This is a genomic window from Sphingobium sp. UBA5915 (assembly GCF_002431195.1).
GTDB classification, from domain to species: domain Bacteria; phylum Pseudomonadota; class Alphaproteobacteria; order Sphingomonadales; family Sphingomonadaceae; genus Sphingobium; species Sphingobium soli.
The window spans coordinates 48108-63985 of the sequence record NZ_DJDV01000122.1; the positions used below are offsets into that span (position 1 = coordinate 48108).

The 15878-nt window shown below is 64.0% G+C and carries 13 protein-coding genes and 1 tRNA gene; 9 read left to right on the top strand and 5 right to left on the bottom strand.

The features are described 5' to 3' along the window. Positions 1–104: 104 nt before the first annotated feature. Together B2V90_RS21745 and B2V90_RS21750 are read right to left on the bottom strand one after the other, a co-directional pair. Positions 105–749, bottom strand: a complete 645-nt coding sequence (locus tag B2V90_RS21745) for a phosphoribosylanthranilate isomerase (RefSeq protein WP_228222399.1) — start codon at positions 747–749, stop codon at positions 105–107. A 9-nt stretch (positions 750–758) separates the two neighbouring features. Then, positions 759–1646, bottom strand: a complete 888-nt coding sequence (locus tag B2V90_RS21750) for a lysophospholipid acyltransferase family protein (protein WP_228222400.1) — start codon at positions 1644–1646, stop codon at positions 759–761. A gap of 53 nt (positions 1647–1699) precedes the next feature. Between B2V90_RS21750 and B2V90_RS21755 the strand changes: the two genes are divergently transcribed. Then, positions 1700–2818, top strand: coding sequence for a glycosyltransferase (locus B2V90_RS21755; RefSeq protein WP_228222401.1), 1119 nt, complete (start codon positions 1700–1702; stop codon positions 2816–2818). A gap of 30 nt (positions 2819–2848) precedes the next feature. Here the strand turns inward: B2V90_RS21755 and B2V90_RS21760 are convergent, their stop codons facing one another. After that, the gene (locus B2V90_RS21760) at positions 2849–3196 is read right to left on the bottom strand and encodes a DUF952 domain-containing protein (RefSeq protein ID WP_228222402.1); all 348 of its coding nucleotides are present in this window, start codon (positions 3194–3196) and stop codon (positions 2849–2851) included. Further along, positions 3193–5883: a DNA gyrase subunit A gene (gene gyrA / locus B2V90_RS21765; protein ID WP_228222403.1), complete on the bottom strand. Its 2691-nt coding sequence runs from the start codon at positions 5881–5883 to the stop codon at positions 3193–3195. Before gyrA ends, B2V90_RS21760 begins: the two co-directional genes overlap by 4 nt. 246 nt (positions 5884–6129) lie before the next feature. Here gyrA and B2V90_RS21770 point away from each other — a divergent pair, with 246 nt between their 5' ends. Both B2V90_RS21770 and B2V90_RS21775 read left to right on the top strand, forming a co-directional pair. Continuing rightward, positions 6130–7404 carry a hypothetical protein gene (locus tag B2V90_RS21770; RefSeq protein ID WP_228222404.1) on the top strand — a complete coding sequence of 425 codons (1275 nt, stop codon included), beginning with the start codon at positions 6130–6132 and terminating at the stop codon, positions 7402–7404. 151 nt (positions 7405–7555) lie between these two features. Beyond that, positions 7556–8776 carry a hypothetical protein gene (locus tag B2V90_RS21775; RefSeq protein ID WP_228222405.1) on the top strand — a complete coding sequence of 407 codons (1221 nt, stop codon included), beginning with the start codon at positions 7556–7558 and terminating at the stop codon, positions 8774–8776. Positions 8777–8800: 24 nt separating this feature from the next. Here B2V90_RS21775 and B2V90_RS21780 read toward each other — a convergent pair whose 3' ends face one another. After that, entirely contained in the window at positions 8801–9274 is a 474-nt protein-coding gene (locus B2V90_RS21780; RefSeq protein WP_009821827.1) for an Lrp/AsnC family transcriptional regulator, read from the bottom strand. 176 nt (positions 9275–9450) lie between these two features. Here B2V90_RS21780 and B2V90_RS21785 point away from each other — a divergent pair, with 176 nt between their 5' ends. From B2V90_RS21785 to leuB, 6 genes are all read left to right on the top strand, one after another. Continuing rightward, a complete protein-coding gene (locus B2V90_RS21785) occupies positions 9451–11190 on the top strand; it encodes a sensor histidine kinase (RefSeq protein ID WP_228222455.1) in 1740 nt (579 codons plus the stop codon). Between the two features lie 52 nt (positions 11191–11242). Next, positions 11243–12280, top strand: coding sequence for a polysaccharide deacetylase family protein (locus tag B2V90_RS21790; protein ID WP_228222406.1), 1038 nt, complete (start codon positions 11243–11245; stop codon positions 12278–12280). A gap of 25 nt (positions 12281–12305) precedes the next feature. Beyond that, positions 12306–12381: transfer RNA gene (locus B2V90_RS21795), tRNA-Ile, on the top strand. 220 nt (positions 12382–12601) lie between these two features. Next, entirely contained in the window at positions 12602–13960 is a 1359-nt protein-coding gene (locus B2V90_RS21800) for an NAD-dependent succinate-semialdehyde dehydrogenase (protein ID WP_228222407.1), read from the top strand. A 53-nt stretch (positions 13961–14013) separates the two neighbouring features. Continuing rightward, on the top strand, positions 14014–14748 hold the full coding sequence (gene recO, locus B2V90_RS21805) for a DNA repair protein RecO (RefSeq protein ID WP_228222408.1): 735 nt from the start codon (positions 14014–14016) through the stop codon (positions 14746–14748). A gap of 50 nt (positions 14749–14798) precedes the next feature. Beyond that, positions 14799–15842 (top strand): 3-isopropylmalate dehydrogenase, encoded by a 1044-nt coding sequence (leuB, locus tag B2V90_RS21810; RefSeq protein ID WP_228222409.1) that lies wholly within the window; start codon positions 14799–14801, stop codon positions 15840–15842. The last annotated feature ends 36 nt before the right edge of the window (positions 15843–15878 follow it).

The following is a 15878-nucleotide window of genomic DNA, read 5'->3' on the forward strand; positions in this document are numbered from 1 at the left end:
AATCGGTCTTTCCAGAAGGACGACAATAAGGGCGTTCGCAGGTGCCAGTCCGGCACGCGATCAGCGCCATCGTCCTTCGATGCGCAGGGCAGGGGCAGTGAACGTCAACATGCGGATACCGCTTTGCAGAAGGCCATGATCTTGTCCACACTCTTGATGCCGGGCGCGTCCTCCACCCCCGATGAAATGTCGATCAGCGGCGCGCCGGTCTCACTGATGGCTTCGCAGACATTGGCGATGGACAGGCCGCCTGACAGGCCCCAGGGGGCGGGCACCGCTACCCCCCGCAACAGCCTCCAGTCAAAGCGCAGGCCCATGCCGCCGGGCAAGGCCGCGCCATCGGGCGTCTTGGCGTCGAACAGCAAGCGATCGACCGCGCCGGCATAGGCAGACGCGCCATCAATATCCGCACGAGACTTGACCGAAATCGCCTTCCACACCGGCAGGCCGAAACGCGCGCGGATGGCGGCGCTGCGTTCGGGGCTTTCCTTGCCGTGAAGCTGGAGGGCGCTGATTGCCTCTGTGCCCACGATGCGGGCCAATTCCGCGTCGTCTGCATCGACCACCACCGCCACGCGCCCGACATGCGCTGGCACCGACGCGGCCAATGCGCGCATGTGATCGGCTTCGACATGGCGTGGGCTTTTGGGAAAATGCACAAAGCCCAGATGGCTCGCCCCTGCGCGCACGGCGGCGCCAACCGTTTCCGGCGTCGACAGGCCGCAAATCTTGATCGCGAGTCGGGACATGGCCGCGCTTTAGCGGTGATCGGCCGCGAAGTCACATTGCGGGCGATGGCCGTCGACGGTCAGGTCCATGTCATGCAGCGCCAGCCACTGATCGGCATGCGTGATGCAGGCCGTGCCCAGATAGGCGTCCAGCGCGGCAATGATGGTCGCGTCGTCCATCTCCCCGGGATCGAGCGGTGCATGCCAGTGCAGGTCGAACCGGGGACCGCCGGTCCGCAGCAGGTAGAAGGGCAGGATGCGCGCGCCCACCTTGCGCGCCAGGCGCAACGCGATCGACAGATTGCCGGACGGCACCAGCGGCCGACCGAAGGTCGGGAACCACACCTGCCGCTCGCGGCGCTCGTCGGCGAGGATATAGAGCGTCGCGCGCTCCTTCTGCGTCAGATGCTTGAGCACGCCGCGCGCCGCCCCGTCGCCGCCAATCGCCTCCCCCATATAGCTGGAGCGCGCCTTCCTGAGCTGGGCGGCGATCCTGGGGTTTTCGGGATCTTCGTAGACACCAAGGCCTGGCCGGTCGGTCGACCATTTGATATGGGCGGCGAGCAGGTCCCAATTGCCCAGATGACAGGTAAGGGCAATCATCGGGCCGGGACCGTCGAGCACCTGTTTATAGCCGGGCGCATCGATAACCCGCACATGCGCGTCATTCACCAGTCGATCGATATTGGCCAGTTCCGCCATGGTGCGGCCTACATTGACCCAGCGCCGCGTCAAAAGCACCTCACGCTTCGCTTCAGACAGATCAGGCCGCAGGATCGCTAGATTGGCGCGCGCCCGCGCATCTCGCAGCTTCATGGTGCGCCGTGCGACATGCGCCGACAGCCACCCGCCAAGCCACGACGCCAAGCGCACGGGCAAATGACGCATCAGTGCAAAGAGAAAGGGGTTGGAGAGCATGGGCCGAGCGTCATACAGCAGCGGTCGAAACGGTAAAGGGTGCGGCGGCAAGGATGATATGGCTCTGGGCAGTTCTTCAGGCGCTCACCCTCATCGGGGTCGCCAGCTATTGGCGCAACCTGCCGATCGAACGAAAGGAAGAAACGCCTGATGGCGTGGTCGTCATCCTCAGCCTGCGCGACGATTGGGACGGCGCTCCTGACCTGATTGCCCGACTACAGGCCCAGCATGCCCGGTTCCGCCTGATCCTAGCGACATCCGGCTATTGTCCCGCCGCGCGCGACCTTGCAAGCCGCGAAGGCGCATGGGTGCAGCTGGTTTCCGCCGGCGTTGCGCAGGATGAAGGGCAGAAGGTGCACAAGCTCCGCGCGGCTCTGGGGGCATTGGGACCGGATGATCGCTATCTCGTCTTCCTCGACGCGGATATTGCCCCACCGGCGCGGCTCATCGGGCGGCTGCTGTTTCCGCTCGCGCGCGGCAAGGCGGATATCGCGACCGGCTACCGCATGCTGCTTCCTGGCCGGGGCTGGATGCCCACGCTGGTCAGCGCGGTGGAAATGCAGCTTGCGGCATTGCCGCGCTCCGCCACCGCCACCATGCCCTGGGGCGGCGCGATGGCGATGACGCGCGGCGTGGCTGACCGGCTGGACCTGGACGCCGTGCTTGCCGGGCGGCTGTCCGATGACATGGCGATCGGCCTGGCCGGTTGGCGCGCAAAGCTGCGGATGCGGCCGGTGCGCGATCTGTTGATTGCCAGCCCGATTGACGGCCGCGCCGCCGACCTGCTGGCGTTTGGGGTGCGCCAATATCGGCACGTCCGCACCAACAGCCTGCGCATGTGGGGCGTTGCCACCGGCGTGGTCGCGGCGCAATCGGCTGCCTGGCTGTGGGCTTTGGGATGGGGAGGCTGGGCCGCGATCGCGATCGGCTATGGCGCGGCCTGGGGTAGGGCGCTGGTCCGGCGGAAGATACTGGTCAGCGTGCTCGAACCCGCCCATAGCCGGCAGGCGCAGCGCTCGCTCTATTGGGATATCGCCCTGCCATTTGCCGTCGCCTGGTCGCATCTGGCGGTGCAGCTGGCCGCCGCCTGCTCAGACAATATACGCTGGGGCGGATGGCTTTATCGCGTGAAGCAAGGCCGGGTCACGAGCATGTCCCGCATACCCGGCTGATATTCCGTCTTAACGTCAACGGATAAGAGCCTAAAACCCGGCCGGAAACTGGTGCAGGCCATCATCACCGATCCGCAGCACGACCTTGCCCGCGACTGCGCTCATCGGCAACTCGCCATATAGGTGTGGGAACAATGCGCCGCCGCGTGACACTTCCCATTTGACCGCGTCGCCCAAGGGCGCAAGGTCGATCATCAGCATGACGAGCCGATCCTGACCGGCAAAATGCTTCGCCACCGTCTCTGCCGCCTGCTCGCGCGTCGACATATGGATATAGCCATCAGCCAGATCGACCGGCGCGCCCTTGAACAGGCCGTCGGCCTTGAACTGGTCAAACTGTTCGGCGGTCAGTACCTTATAGGCGAACAGCTCGTTCATGCCTCGCTGCTGTCGGTTTCACCGTCCAGATCGGCCTCCGCCTCGCTTTCCTCAATCTTCGCGGCGCTGACGACATGCTCATTGTCCGCCACGTTGAACAGACGCACGCCCGCCGAATTGCGGCCGATGACGCGCAGCGAATCGAGGCCCATGCGGATCAGCTTCGCCTGATCCGTCACCAGCATCAGCTGGTCCGCACGGGTTGCGGGGAAGCTGGCGACCACCGGTCCGTTGCGGCCGATATTGTCGATATTGGTGATGCCCTGGCCGCCGCGCCCGGTCCGGCGATATTCATAGGCCGACGACAATTTGCCGTAGCCGTTCGCACAGACGGTGAGAATGAATTGCTCATTCTCCTGCATTCGGGCGAACATCGCCTGATCCTGCATCTCGCCGTCCTTCTCCGGCTTCCAGGGGGCGAAGCGCAAATATTCCTCGCGCTGTTCGCCGTCCGCGCCCGAACGATGGAGCACCGACAGCGAAATGACCGCGTCGCCGTCCGCCAGCTTCATGCCGCGCACGCCGGTGGAGTTGCGGCTCTGGAACTCGCGAACATCCTCTGCCTGGAATCGAATCGCCTTGCCCTGACGGGTGGCGAGCAGCACGTCGTCGCTTTCATCCAGCAAGGCGACGCCGATCAGGCGGTCGTCCTCATCCTCGCCCTCGAACTTCATCGCGATCTTGCCGTTGGACGGCACATTGGCGAAGGCGTCCATGCTGTTGCGACGGACCGATCCCATGGCAGTCGCGAACATGACGTGCAGCTTGCCCCATTCCTCCTCGTCCTCCGGCAGCGGCAGAACGGTGGAAATGGTTTCGCCCGGCCCCAGCGGCAGCAGGTTGACCATCGGCCGTCCGCGCGTCGCCGGCCCGCCTTCGGGAAGGCGCCAGACCTTGAGACGATAGACCTTGCCGGCGGTCGAGAAGAACAGCACCGGCGTATGGGTCGATGTGACGAACAATTCGGTAATGGCGTCCTCATCCTTGGTCGCCATGCCGCTGCGGCCCTTGCCGCCCCGCGCCTGCGCCCGGAAGGTGTCGAGCGGGGTGCGCTTGATATAGCCCTGCATGGTCACGGTGACGACCATGTCCTCCCGCTCGATCAGGTCCTCGTCCTCGATCCCGTCGGCCGCAGCGGTGATTTCCGACAGGCGCGGTGTCGCGAACTCGCGCTCGATCGCTTCCAGCTCCTCGCGCATCACCGCATAGAGCTTCACGCGGTCGGCGAGGATAGCGAGATATTCGGTGATGGCTTCGGCCAGTTCGGCCAGTTCCTTGCCGATCTCATCGCGGCCCAGCGCGGTCAGCCGATGCAGGCGCAGGTCCAGGATCGCGCGCACCTGAATGTCGCTCAGCCTGTAGCTGTCGCCATCGATGTCGTTTTCAATCGCTTCGACCAGGCGGAGATAGGGCGCGATCTCGCCGATCGGCCATTCCTTCGCCAGCAATGTCTCGCGCGCCTCGGCCGGGCTGGCCGATCCGCGTATAATCTTCACCACCTCGTCCAGATTGGTCACCGCGACGACCAGGCCAAGCAGGATATGCGCGCGATCGCGCGCCTTGTTCAGCTCATATTTGGTGCGGCGGGTGATGACCTCTTCGCGGAACTTGATGAAGGCTTCTATGATATCGCGAAGGCCCAGGATTTCCGGGCGACCGCCCCGGATGGCGAGCATGTTCGCGGGGAAGCTCGATTGCGCCGGCGTGTTGCGCCACAGCTGGTTCAGCACGACCTCCGGCGTCGCGTCGCGCTTCAGATCCATCACGATGCGAACGCCCTCGCGGTTCGATTCGTCACGAATGTCGCTGATGCCCTCGATCCGCTTGTCCTTGGCGGCCTCGGCGATCTTCTCGACCAGGCCGGACTTGCCGACCTGGTAGGGGATCGATGTTAGCACGATGGATCGGCGGTCGCCGCGCCCTTCCTCAACATCATGGCGCGCGCGCATGATGATGGAACCGCGACCGGTGTTGTAGGCGCTGCGCGCGCCGGACTGACCCAGGATCAGCGGCGCGGTCGGAAAATCGGGACCGGGGACGATCTGAATCAGTTCGTCCGTACTGATGCCGGGATTGTCGATATAGGCAAGGCAGGCGCGCAGCACTTCGCCCAGATTGTGCGGCGGAATGTTGGTCGCCATGCCGACCGCGATGCCGCCCGCGCCATTGACCAGCAGATTGGGGAAGCGCGCCGGCAGCACCTGCGGCTCGTTTTCCGACGCGTCATAATTGGGCTGGAAATCGACCGTGTCCTTGTCCAGATCGTCCAGCAGCGCGGTCGCGACCTTGGCAAGCCGCGCTTCGGTGTAGCGCATCGCGGCTGGCGGATCAGGGTCCATCGACCCGAAATTGCCCTGACCGTCGATCAGCGGGACGCGCATCGACCAGTCCTGCGTCATGCGCGCCAACGCGTCGTAGATCGAACTGTCGCCATGCGGGTGATATTTACCCATCACTTCACCGACGAGGCGGGCGGATTTGCGATAGGGGCGATTGTAGAGGAAGCCCGATTCCTGGGCCGAGAAGAGAATGCGGCGATGCACCGGCTTCAACCCGTCGCGCACGTCCGGCAAGGCGCGGGCGACGATAACGGACATGGCGTAGTCAAGATAACTGGCCTTCATCTCATCCACGATGGAGATGGGGCTGATGTCCGAAGGGTCGGCGAGGACGGTCTCGTCGGTCAATGCGATTCTCTTTTTGGATGGTGCGTTGCGATGGGCAAGCACTAGCCCAGCGAAACAAATCTGTCACCCCTCGCGCGCGTGCGCTTGTCGCGCGTCCCTGGCGTGCGGCCCGGAACGAAAGGTCCGCATAGAGGTTGCAAATCACTGCGATTTAGGGTTGTTCAAAGCCCGTTCACGCGCCGGCCCCTAACCGGCTACCAAACCCTGGAAGGTCGCCTGAATGCAGGCGTAGAGGAGATGAGGATCATGCGTTTTGTAACCCCGGTGGCGCTCGCGCTGACCTTGGCGATGGCTGGCGGCGCGGTTTCCGCCCCCGCTTTCGCCGCGAAAAAGGAAGAGAAGAAAGCCGGACCAAAGCTGAACGTCACGCCCGATGTGCTCAAGGCGTTGCAGGTTGCGCAGAAGGCGTCTGAGGCCAAGGATTTGGCCGCCACAAAGACGGCGCTCGCCGAAGCGGACAGCAAGGCGACGTCGAATGACGACAAATATCAGATCGGCGCCATCAAACTGAACGCTGGCATCGGCAATAATGACGAAGCGCTCAAGATGGAGGGCCTCAACCAGATGCTCGACAGCGGTCTGACGCCGCCGGAGCAGGCTGGCCAGTTCAATGCTGTTGCCGCCGATGCCGCGCTGGCGCAGAAAAATTACGACGTCGCGATCCAGCGCGGCGAGGCGGCTCTTGCGGCCGGTTACAAGCCCGAAGCCGTGCAGCCGACCATTGCTCAGGCCTATTTCGGCAAGGCCGGCACGACCAACACGTCGGCCGAGCCTGCGCGCGGTTTCACGCAGAAGGGCTTGGCTGCGCTCAAGGCGGCTGCCGAGGCGTCCAAGGCATCGGGTCAGCAGGTTCCCGCGCAATGGTATCAGATCGGCGTCAGCCGCTCTGAAGCGGCCAAGCTGCCCGAGGTGACGGAGTGGGCCACTATGGCCTATCAGGCGGATCCGAGCGGACAGAATCTGCGCACGCTGGTTCGCCTGTTCCAGCGCGCCAATCCCAACATCACCAATCGCGAAAATCTGGACGTTCTGCGCCTGCTGGGGGCGTCGGACGGACTGGTCGTCGCGCAGGACTTCACCGAATATGCCGAAATGGCGTCGAAGACCGGCATTTATGGCGAGGTCAAGTCGGTGATCGACAAGGGGCGGTCGAAGGGCGTGCTGAACGCAAGCCAGGGCGGAGACCTTTATCAGACCGCGGTTCCGAAGATTTCGAGCGATAAAAGCACTTTGGGCGCTGCCGAAGCGGATGCCCAGAAAGCGGCCAATGGCAAGATCGCGGCCGCGACCGGTGATGCCTATCTGGGCTATGGCGACTATGCCAAGGCCGCTACGATGTTCGAGCTGGCCAAACAAAAGGGCAGCGTCGACGCGGACGAGGTGAACACGCGTCTGGGCATCGCCAAGACGCTGGGTGGCGACATGGCAGGCGCAAAGGCCGCGTTCGAAGCGGTGCAAAGCGGCGCGCGCAAGCAGATCGCCGCTCTGTGGCTGGCCTATCTTGGCACGAAGGGCGCCTGACGGCGCAGGGCCGCCGGGGCCGATCATGGCCCCGGCGGCGCTTCTTGTGTTCGGGCGGAGCAGATAGAGCGTCGGCATCGCACCGACGGCAATGACGGGATTGGCGGGGGCTTTTGTGGGTAGTTTGAACGGATTGCGTGGCGGCCTGTTGATGGCAGTCGCCCTTGGCGCGCTGGTGGCGACGCCTGTATCGGCAAAGAAGAAGAAGATCGTCGTGGCCGGGCCGCCGATCACCATGTCCGATGGCTTTCGCGCCAGCGCGGCGTCCGCGGAAACCGCGTTGAAGGCGCGCGATACTGCGACGGCCGCCGCCCGCATTGGCGCCTTGTCGCCGACATCCGAGTTCGAAACCTATGTCGCTGCCGCCATGCGCTACCAACTTGCGGTGCAGCGCCGCGACGTGCAGGCACAGCGGATCGCGCTCACCGATCTTTTCAAGAGCCCTGAACTGCCCAAGGCGGAAGCGCCGCGGCTGCGCTATGTTGCGGGCTATCTGTCGTTCCTGGTCGGCAATTATGACGATGCGACCGCGCAACTCGATTACGCCAAGACGCTGGGCTATGACGGCATCGACGCGACCATGCTGCGCGCAGATATCGCGCTGCGCCGGAACAAGCCGAAGGAAGCGCGACCCCTGTTGCGCGAAGCGCTTGCCCGTCAGCGCGCTTCTGGCGAAGAGGTGCCGCTGGCATGGATCGACCGCGCGATCTCGCTCGCCTATCAGGCGCAGGACTTCAACGAGGTGGGCGCGCTATATCGTGAACGCCTGGCCCGCACGGCAACGCCGCAGGACTGGCGCTCGGCCCTGACCAATTATCTGTCCGCCGCCGGACTGGAGGCGCAGGCGCAACTGGATCTTTACCGGCTACAGGCCGCCAATGGCGCGATGGCCAGCGAGCGGGATTATCAGGCCTATGCGCAGCTAGCGGAGAAGAATGGCTTTTATGCCGAGGCGAAGGCCATTATCGAAGCGGGACGCAAGGCTGGCAAACTAACCACGAAACAAGCGGCCACGAGCCAGTTGCTCAAATCGGTCACGCCCAAGGCGACCAAGGAGATTGCCGCCCTGCCAGCGATGGCGAAGAAGGCGGCCAGCGCTTCGACCGGCAAGGATGCGCTTGCCCTGGGCGACAATTATATGTCGCTCGCGCAATTCCCGCAGGCGGTTGAGCAGTATCGGCTGGCGCTGTCCAAGGGCAGTGTGGACGCGGGCCGCGTCAACGCGCGGCTGGGCATCGCATTGGCGCGTTCGGGCGATTATGCCGGCGCGCAGGCGGCGCTTGCCCAGGCGAGCGACAGTGACTGGGCCAATGTGGCCGGCTTCTGGTCGACCTGGATCGACCAGCAGAACCAGAAGGCCAGCGCCGCCTGACGGCATTGGCGCGCCGCTGTCGGTTCAGACCGGCAGTGGCACGCCCGGCTGGTTTTTCGACGTCCGGATCGTCAGTGATGTCTTGACGCTGACGACATTGGGCGCCGGCGTCAATTTCGACGTCAGGAACTGCTGGAAGCTTTGGAGGTCCCTGGCGACAACCTTCAGGATGAAGTCAATCTCGCCATTCAGCATGTGGCATTCGCGCACTTCTGGCAGGTCGTCGACATGCTCCTGAAACGCTTTCAGGTCCGCTTCCGCCTGGCTCTTGAGGCTTACCATGGCGAACACGGTGATGGTGTAGCCCAGCATGGCAGGGTCCACGACGGCATGATAGGAAGTGATGGCGCCCGACTCCTCCAGCGCGCGCACACGACGCAGGCAGGGTGGCGCGGTCAGTCCGACCTTGCGCGCCAGTTCCACGTTTGTCATCCGCCCGTCATTCTGCAATTCGCCGAGGATTTGCAAGTCGATGTCGTCGATATTGGGGCCGGCCATTATCCTGATTATTTCCTATCCTGTGTGATGGCCTCATCATAATAATATTTCAGGGCATTGCAATTGTCCCACTATGCGACGGGTCGTTTCTGTCGCATGCCGTGCCCCTTCCCCTGGAGCGAACATCGGCCTATCGATGGGGTGGCAACGCGCGATCGCGTGGTTTGATGGGGAATATGGTGCGGTTCAACGATCTCTTGCAAACGGTACTGGCAGCGGAAAGCCGCTCTGGACTGAGCGCGGTGACGTTGTGGCGGCAGTGCGTCGATCTTCTGGCGCAGCATGATCGTCCGGACAGGAACGGCATGGCGGACGAGGAGCGGGACCTGCTGCTCGACCGGCTTTCGACCCTGCGGCCCCAGTTGAGCGAAGCGCAACGAATCGCAACGGTCGTGGAATTGGGGCGGCGTCTGCGGTCACCGGCGCTCATCTGTTTCTTCGCCAATGACCGGCCATCGGTCGCAGCCGCAGCCATCGCGCGTGCCCAGCTGCCCGACCTGGCGTGGGCGGAAATCCTGCAGCATCTGACGCCGACGGCCCGTGGCGTGCTTCGTGGTCGACGCGATATCGGTCCCTATACGCGCAAGGCGTTGGAAGCGTTCGGCTCGGCCGATCTGGTGTTGACCGCCGCGCCTCGAGCTGCGGATCAGGATCAGGATGACGATGCGCTGCTTCTGACGGAAGAAGCGGAGCCCGATCCGGACATGGCACGCGCGAATGACCTGAGCGTCGCGTCCCCCAAAATCGGTGTATCCGGCCGCGATGAGGACCAAATTCGGAACCTCGTTGACCGGATCGCGGAATTTACGAGCAATCGCCGCCCGGTCGGTGAGGCACGGGCCGATGATGTGGCGCGCAATGACGCGCCTCGGTCCTTCGCATTCGAGACGGATGCCTCCGGGGCCATCCTCTGGATCGACCAGGGGCCACGGGCGGCTTTGATCGGTCTCACGCTGGGCGAAGCCGCCCTGGAGGGCGGGAGCGGTCCGGACGGGCATGTGGCCGGCGCCTTCGCCCGACGGAGCGGCTTTCAAAATGGTCGCTTCACGATCGTGGATGGAGTCATGACCGGCGAATGGCGTATGTCCGCCGTTCCGTTCTTCGACGCAAAATCCGGCCGGTTTCAAGGGTTTCGCGGGGAAGCGCGGCGTCCCTATCTGCACGAAGTCGCGGCCCGGACGACGCCTGCTCCCATGGAGATCACAGGTTTGTCGGCCGATTCGCTGCGGCAATTGGTGCATGAACTGCGCACGCCCTTGAATGCGATCCTGGGCTTTGCCGAGATCATCGAGCAGGAATTATTCGGCGCGGTCGGCATGCAATATCGCGAGATGGCGGGCAATATCGCGGTAGACGCGCGGCATTTGCTGGTTGCATTCGAGGATCTGGATCTGGCCGCGCGCGTTTCGCGCGGCGATGGCAATGGCGCGCCGAAACTGATCGATCCCGACCGGCTGGTGACGCAGGTGATCGACCGTTTCAGGGAGCAAGGCGGCCTGGAGCTGCCGACGATCGACATCGCAATCGCGTCCGATCTGCCGCAGATTCTGGTCGATCCGGTTCAGGGTGAGCGCATGGTGCAACATCTTTTGCGAACGATGGTGTCCGTCGCGCCGCGGGATGAAGCGGTGACGGGGGCCTGCTGGCTGCGTCCGGATGCCGGTCATGGCTGTGTCGTGCTGGCGGTCGACCGCCCATCGACGCTAATCGGGCTTGAAGAAGGGCAATTGCTGGATCCTGGCTACAGCGCTGACGGCAATTGGGTCGATGGTCCACTGCTAGGCCTTGGATTTTCACTGCGATTGATCCGCAGCCTTGCGAGCGCCTGTGGCGGATCGCTGGAAATAGAGGCGCGCCGGATGATATTGAGCATTCCGGTTGCGGGCGTGGCGAGCGGAGCAGTCGATATCCGCTGACCGTGGCTGTCATCGCAACCCTATGGCAACCATTGGACGCTAGGGGATGTGCATGATCGCTTCTTCGCATGACGGCAACCTGCTGCTGCCTCCACTGGACCGGGATCGGATACGGCTTGAACCGGGCTTTGGCACGCGATTCATGCTTTTCGTGGACACAGAGGAGGAATTTGATTGGGACGGCCCATTCCGCCGCACGGGTCATAGCGTCACCGCGCTTGAGGGATTGGCGCGGGGGCAGGCCTATTTTCAATCCGCCGGGGTAAAGCCGATTTACGTCACCGACTATCCCATCGTGGAATCGGAAAAGGCCGTGGCGTTGCTTGGGCAATGGCGGGCGGATGGATCGGCCGACCTTGGCGCGCATCTGCATCCCTGGGTCAATCCGCCGCATTTGGAAGAGGTGAACGCCGCAAACTCCTATGTCGGCTTTCTTCCAGAGGCGATTGAACGCGCCAAGCTGGACGCTTTGTGCAACCAGATGGAGGCGCGCTTTGGCGCTCGTCCGATCTGCTATCGGGCAGGCCGGTACGGCGTAGGGCCGCACAGCGCGCGGCTCCTGGAGGAAGCGGGATTCAGGCTCGACACATCGGTGCGGAGCCGGTTTGACTACAGCGAACAGCATGGACCTGATTTTCAGGGGTTGCCCCAATGTCCCTATTGGGCGGCACCCGGCCGCTCGCTGATCGAGCTTCCCTTGTCGACGGCTTTTGTCGGGCTGGCGCGTGGCGGGGGTGAGGCGTTGTACCGCGCGGCACATAGGGTCAGGCCGCTGGCCGGCGTTTTGTCGCGCGCCCGCCTGATCAGCCGCGTGCCATTGACGCCGGAAGGCGTTCCGGTGCGTGATGCGATCGCGGCCATCGACGCGCTGATCGAAGAGGGGGTGCAACTGCTCAATTTCAGCTTCCACTCGCCCACCTTGGCGCCCGGCCATACGCCTTATGTGCGCAGCGAGGCGGATCTCACGGATTTCTACAAATGGTGGGATGCGGTGCTGGCCCACATGGCGCGCCGCGGCGTCAGTCCCGCCAGCCTCGATGAATTGCTCGCAGCCGTTCCACCCCGTGCCGAGGCTTGCAAAGCGGCGTGATGCTGCCTATCCGACGCCTAAGGTGGGGCCTGTAGCTCAATGGTTAGAGCTGGCCGCTCATAACGGCTAGGTTGCGGGTTCGAGTCCTGCCGGGCCCACCACAATCATCCCCCGGCACAATTCCATCGGATCAATGATGGCGGGCACTGGATCGGAGTGGCTTGCCCTGATCCGTCAAAACACAGCTTGGCTGTCGCGTCGGGCTGCCCGCTGGCCGGTTGCGCATCGCATCGACGGTGTGAACTTCGCCGCTGTGTTTTCGTTGTGCCCCTGCACGGACATTGCTGTGCCCCTTTCTAATCACCCCATCCGGAGCCAAGCATGAAGAGCATCAACCCCGCCACCGGAGAAGAGATCGCCACGCATGAGGAGATGACGCAGGCACAAATTGACGCCGCGCTCGACCGGGCAGAGGCGACCTTCGCGATCTGGCGCGATACGCCGATCGAGGATCGGACCGCCTTGCTCACCGCGCTGGCCGACGCCTATCACGACAATCGGGACAGGCTGGCCCGCATGGCGACACTGGAAATGGGCAAGACGCTGAAATCCGCGCTGGCGGAGGTCGACAAATGCGTCGCGGCCTTCCGTCATTACGCGAAGGAAGGCCGCGCAATGCTGGAGGGCGGCAGCATTACGCTCTCGTCGGGCGGCAAGGCCGATCTGGTCTGGCTGCCGATTGGCGCGGTGCTGGCGGTCATGCCGTGGAATTTTCCCTATTGGCAGGTGGTCCGTTTTCTCGCGCCCTGCATATTGGCGGGCAATGTCGGGCTTCTCAAACATGCGAGCAATGTGCAGGGCGTGGCCGCGCTGATGCAGGAGATGATGGGCGCTGCGGGCGCACCTAACGGACTATTCCAGAACTTGCCTATTCGTTCGGACGCCGTGGCTGCCATCATCGCCGATGACCGGGTCGCCGCTGTCACCCTGACCGGCAGCGAGGGCGCAGGCCGCGCGGTGGCTGAGCAGGCGGGCCGGGCGTTGAAAAAAGTGGTGCTGGAACTGGGCGGCTCCGACCCGTTCATCGTCATGCCGTCGGCTGACATCGACGCGGCGGTCGACCAGGCCGTGACCGCGCGCATTCAAAATACGGGTCAATCCTGCATCTGTGGCAAGCGGATGATTGTCCATGCCGACATATACGACGCCTTTCTAGAGCGCTATTCCGCCGCGATGGCGGCGGTGAAGGCGGGCGATCCGTTCGCAGAGGACAGTGACATGGGGCCGCTGTCCAGCGCGGAGCAGCTGCAGAGCGTGCTGGACCAGATCGAAACGATGAAGGCGGCCGGCGCGACCCTGATCGGCGGTGAAGCCGCAACCGGGCCGGGCGCCTATATGCAGGCGGGCATTCTGACCGACGTGCCGGTTGATCCGACGTTGATGGGCGAGGAGATTTTCGGGCCGATCGCCATGCTGTTCAAGGCGTCGGACATCGACGACGCGCTCGCCATCGCTAACGCCATCCCCTTCGGCCTGGGATCATCGGTCTGGACCAGTGATCCGGCCGAGGAGGCGCGGTTCGTTCGCGACGTGCAGGCCGGTATGACGGCGGTGAACCAGATGCTGGCCTCCGCGCCTGAAGCGCCCTTCGGCGGCGTCAAGCGCTCGGGCCATGGCCGCGAGCTTGGGCCGTTCGGGCTGCACGAGTTCATGAATCTTAAGAGCGTCTATCGCAAATAGGGTTAGTTCCCCATTGTTGAGGGGCGCGGCATCGCGGGGTAGAGACGGATACCATGCCCCAACTCTCCACCTTTGCCATCGTTTGCGCCGTGCGCGCCCATGGCGAACATGGAGCGATCGCGCGGCTGCTGACCCCCGATCATGGGCTGACGGCGGGTTATGTTCGGGGCGGGCGGTCGCGCGCGATGCGGCCGGTACTGCTGCCGGGGAATGTGGTGAAGGCGGACTTTCGCGCGCGGACGGAGGATCAACTCGCCGGGCTGGCGGTCGAGCTGGCACATAGCCGGGCGCCGCTGCTGGCCGAGCCGCTGCCCGCGGCCGCGATCGATTGGAGCTGCGCATTGACGGCCACGGCCTTGCCTGAAGCCACGCCCTATCCGGCGCTATATCAGGCGCTTGCTGGCCTGCTCGACGCGGTGGAGGCGGCCCCCGCAGCCCGCGGCTGGGCGGTGGCGCTAGTGCGCTATGAACTGCTGATGCTGACGGAACTGGGCTTCGGGCTAGACCTCAGCCGCTGCGCGGCGCTCGGCGACGTCAATGACCTGGCCTTTGTCAGCCCGCGCAGCGCAGCGGCGGTCAGCCGGGCCGGGGCGCTGGGATATGAGCAACGCCTGCTGCCATTACCGCCCTTTCTGGTCGGCGGCGGCGCGGGAGATTGGGCTGACATCATGGACGGGCTGCGCCTCACCGGTTTCTTTCTGGAGCGGTCCGTCATGACCGAACGCCGCACAGATGTGCTGGCGGCGCGGGAAAGACTGGTCGAGCGCCTCAAAAGGGCGGTTGCGTGAAACCTCCTGTCTCCATAAGGCGCTGCCACGCAAGATAAGGAGTGTAGGACATGTTGATCGCCCTGTTCCCCGGAGACGGCATCGGACCCGAGATCGTCGCAGAGGCAAAGCGCGTGCTCGACGCGCTCGCGATCGACGGACTGACCTATGCGGATGGGCTGGTGGGCGGCGCGGCCTACAAGGCGATGGGCCATCCGCTGCCGCGCGAAACGCTGGACATCGCGCGAAGCGCCGATGCGATCCTGTTCGGCGCGGTCGGCGATCCGGACTGTGACGCGCTGGAACGCCACCTGCGCCCTGAACAGGCGATCCTTGGCCTGCGCAAGGAACTGGGTCTTTTTTCCAATTTGCGCCCAGCCAAGGTCTTTCCCGAACTGGCGCACGAAAGCGCGCTGAAGCCTGAAGTGGCGGGATCGATCGACCTGCTGATCGTGCGGGAAACCAATGGCGACGTTTATTTCGGGGAAAAGGGTTTCCGCACGACGGCGGAGGGGCATCGCGAAGGCTATGACATCATGTCCTACAATGAGGCCGAGGTGCGGCGCATTGCCCATGCCGGTTTCCAGGCGGCGCGTGCCCGTCACGGCAAGCTGTGTTCGGTGGACAAGGCCAATGTGCTGGAAACCAGCCAGTTGTGGCGCGACGTGGTGATCGAGGTCGCGAGCGACTATCCCGACGTGGCGCTCAGCCACATGTATGTCGACAATGCCGCGATGCAATTGGTCCGCAACCCCGGTCAGTTCGACGTGATCGTCACCGGCAACCTGTTCGGTGACATATTGTCGGATCAGGCGAGCATGTGCGTTGGATCGATCGGGATGCTGGCGTCGGCAACGCTGAACGGCAGCGGACAGGGGCTGTATGAACCGATCCACGGCTCCGCTCCCGACATCGCTGGTAGCGGCAAGGCTAACCCCCTGGCGACGATCCTGTCCGCCGCAATGATGCTGCGTTATTCGCTCGGTCTGTCCGAGCAGGCGGACCGTGTTGAGGCTGCGGTCGCGCAGGCGCTGCGCAATGGGGCAAGGTCGGCGGATCTGGGCGGCGCAATGACAACCGTGGAGATGGGTGACGCGGTGCTGGCCGCTCTGTGATAGCTCGGCTCACCGCAAATATGGGGTGTTCGCTTA

What these genes read in the sequence shown, in the direction of transcription:
- B2V90_RS21745 (WP_228222399.1), bottom strand. Translation starts at nt 749, where the DNA reads ATGTCCCGACTCGCGATCAAGATTTGCGGCCTGTCGACGCCGGAAACG.
- B2V90_RS21750 (WP_228222400.1), bottom strand. Translation starts at nt 1,646, where the DNA reads ATGCTCTCCAACCCCTTTCTCTTTGCACTGATGCGTCATTTGCCCGTG.
- B2V90_RS21755 (WP_228222401.1), top strand. Translation starts at nt 1,700, where the DNA reads ATGATATGGCTCTGGGCAGTTCTTCAGGCGCTCACCCTCATCGGGGTC.
- B2V90_RS21760 (WP_228222402.1), bottom strand. Translation starts at nt 3,196, where the DNA reads ATGAACGAGCTGTTCGCCTATAAGGTACTGACCGCCGAACAGTTTGAC.
- B2V90_RS21770 (WP_228222404.1), top strand. Translation starts at nt 6,130, where the DNA reads ATGCGTTTTGTAACCCCGGTGGCGCTCGCGCTGACCTTGGCGATGGCT.
- B2V90_RS21775 (WP_228222405.1), top strand. Translation starts at nt 7,556, where the DNA reads ATGGCAGTCGCCCTTGGCGCGCTGGTGGCGACGCCTGTATCGGCAAAG.
- B2V90_RS21780 (WP_009821827.1), bottom strand. Translation starts at nt 9,274, where the DNA reads ATGGCCGGCCCCAATATCGACGACATCGACTTGCAAATCCTCGGCGAA.
- B2V90_RS21785 (WP_228222455.1), top strand. Translation starts at nt 9,451, where the DNA reads ATGGTGCGGTTCAACGATCTCTTGCAAACGGTACTGGCAGCGGAAAGC.
- B2V90_RS21790 (WP_228222406.1), top strand. Translation starts at nt 11,243, where the DNA reads ATGATCGCTTCTTCGCATGACGGCAACCTGCTGCTGCCTCCACTGGAC.
- B2V90_RS21800 (WP_228222407.1), top strand. Translation starts at nt 12,602, where the DNA reads ATGAAGAGCATCAACCCCGCCACCGGAGAAGAGATCGCCACGCATGAG.
- recO (WP_228222408.1), top strand. Translation starts at nt 14,014, where the DNA reads ATGCCCCAACTCTCCACCTTTGCCATCGTTTGCGCCGTGCGCGCCCAT.
- leuB (WP_228222409.1), top strand. Translation starts at nt 14,799, where the DNA reads ATGTTGATCGCCCTGTTCCCCGGAGACGGCATCGGACCCGAGATCGTC.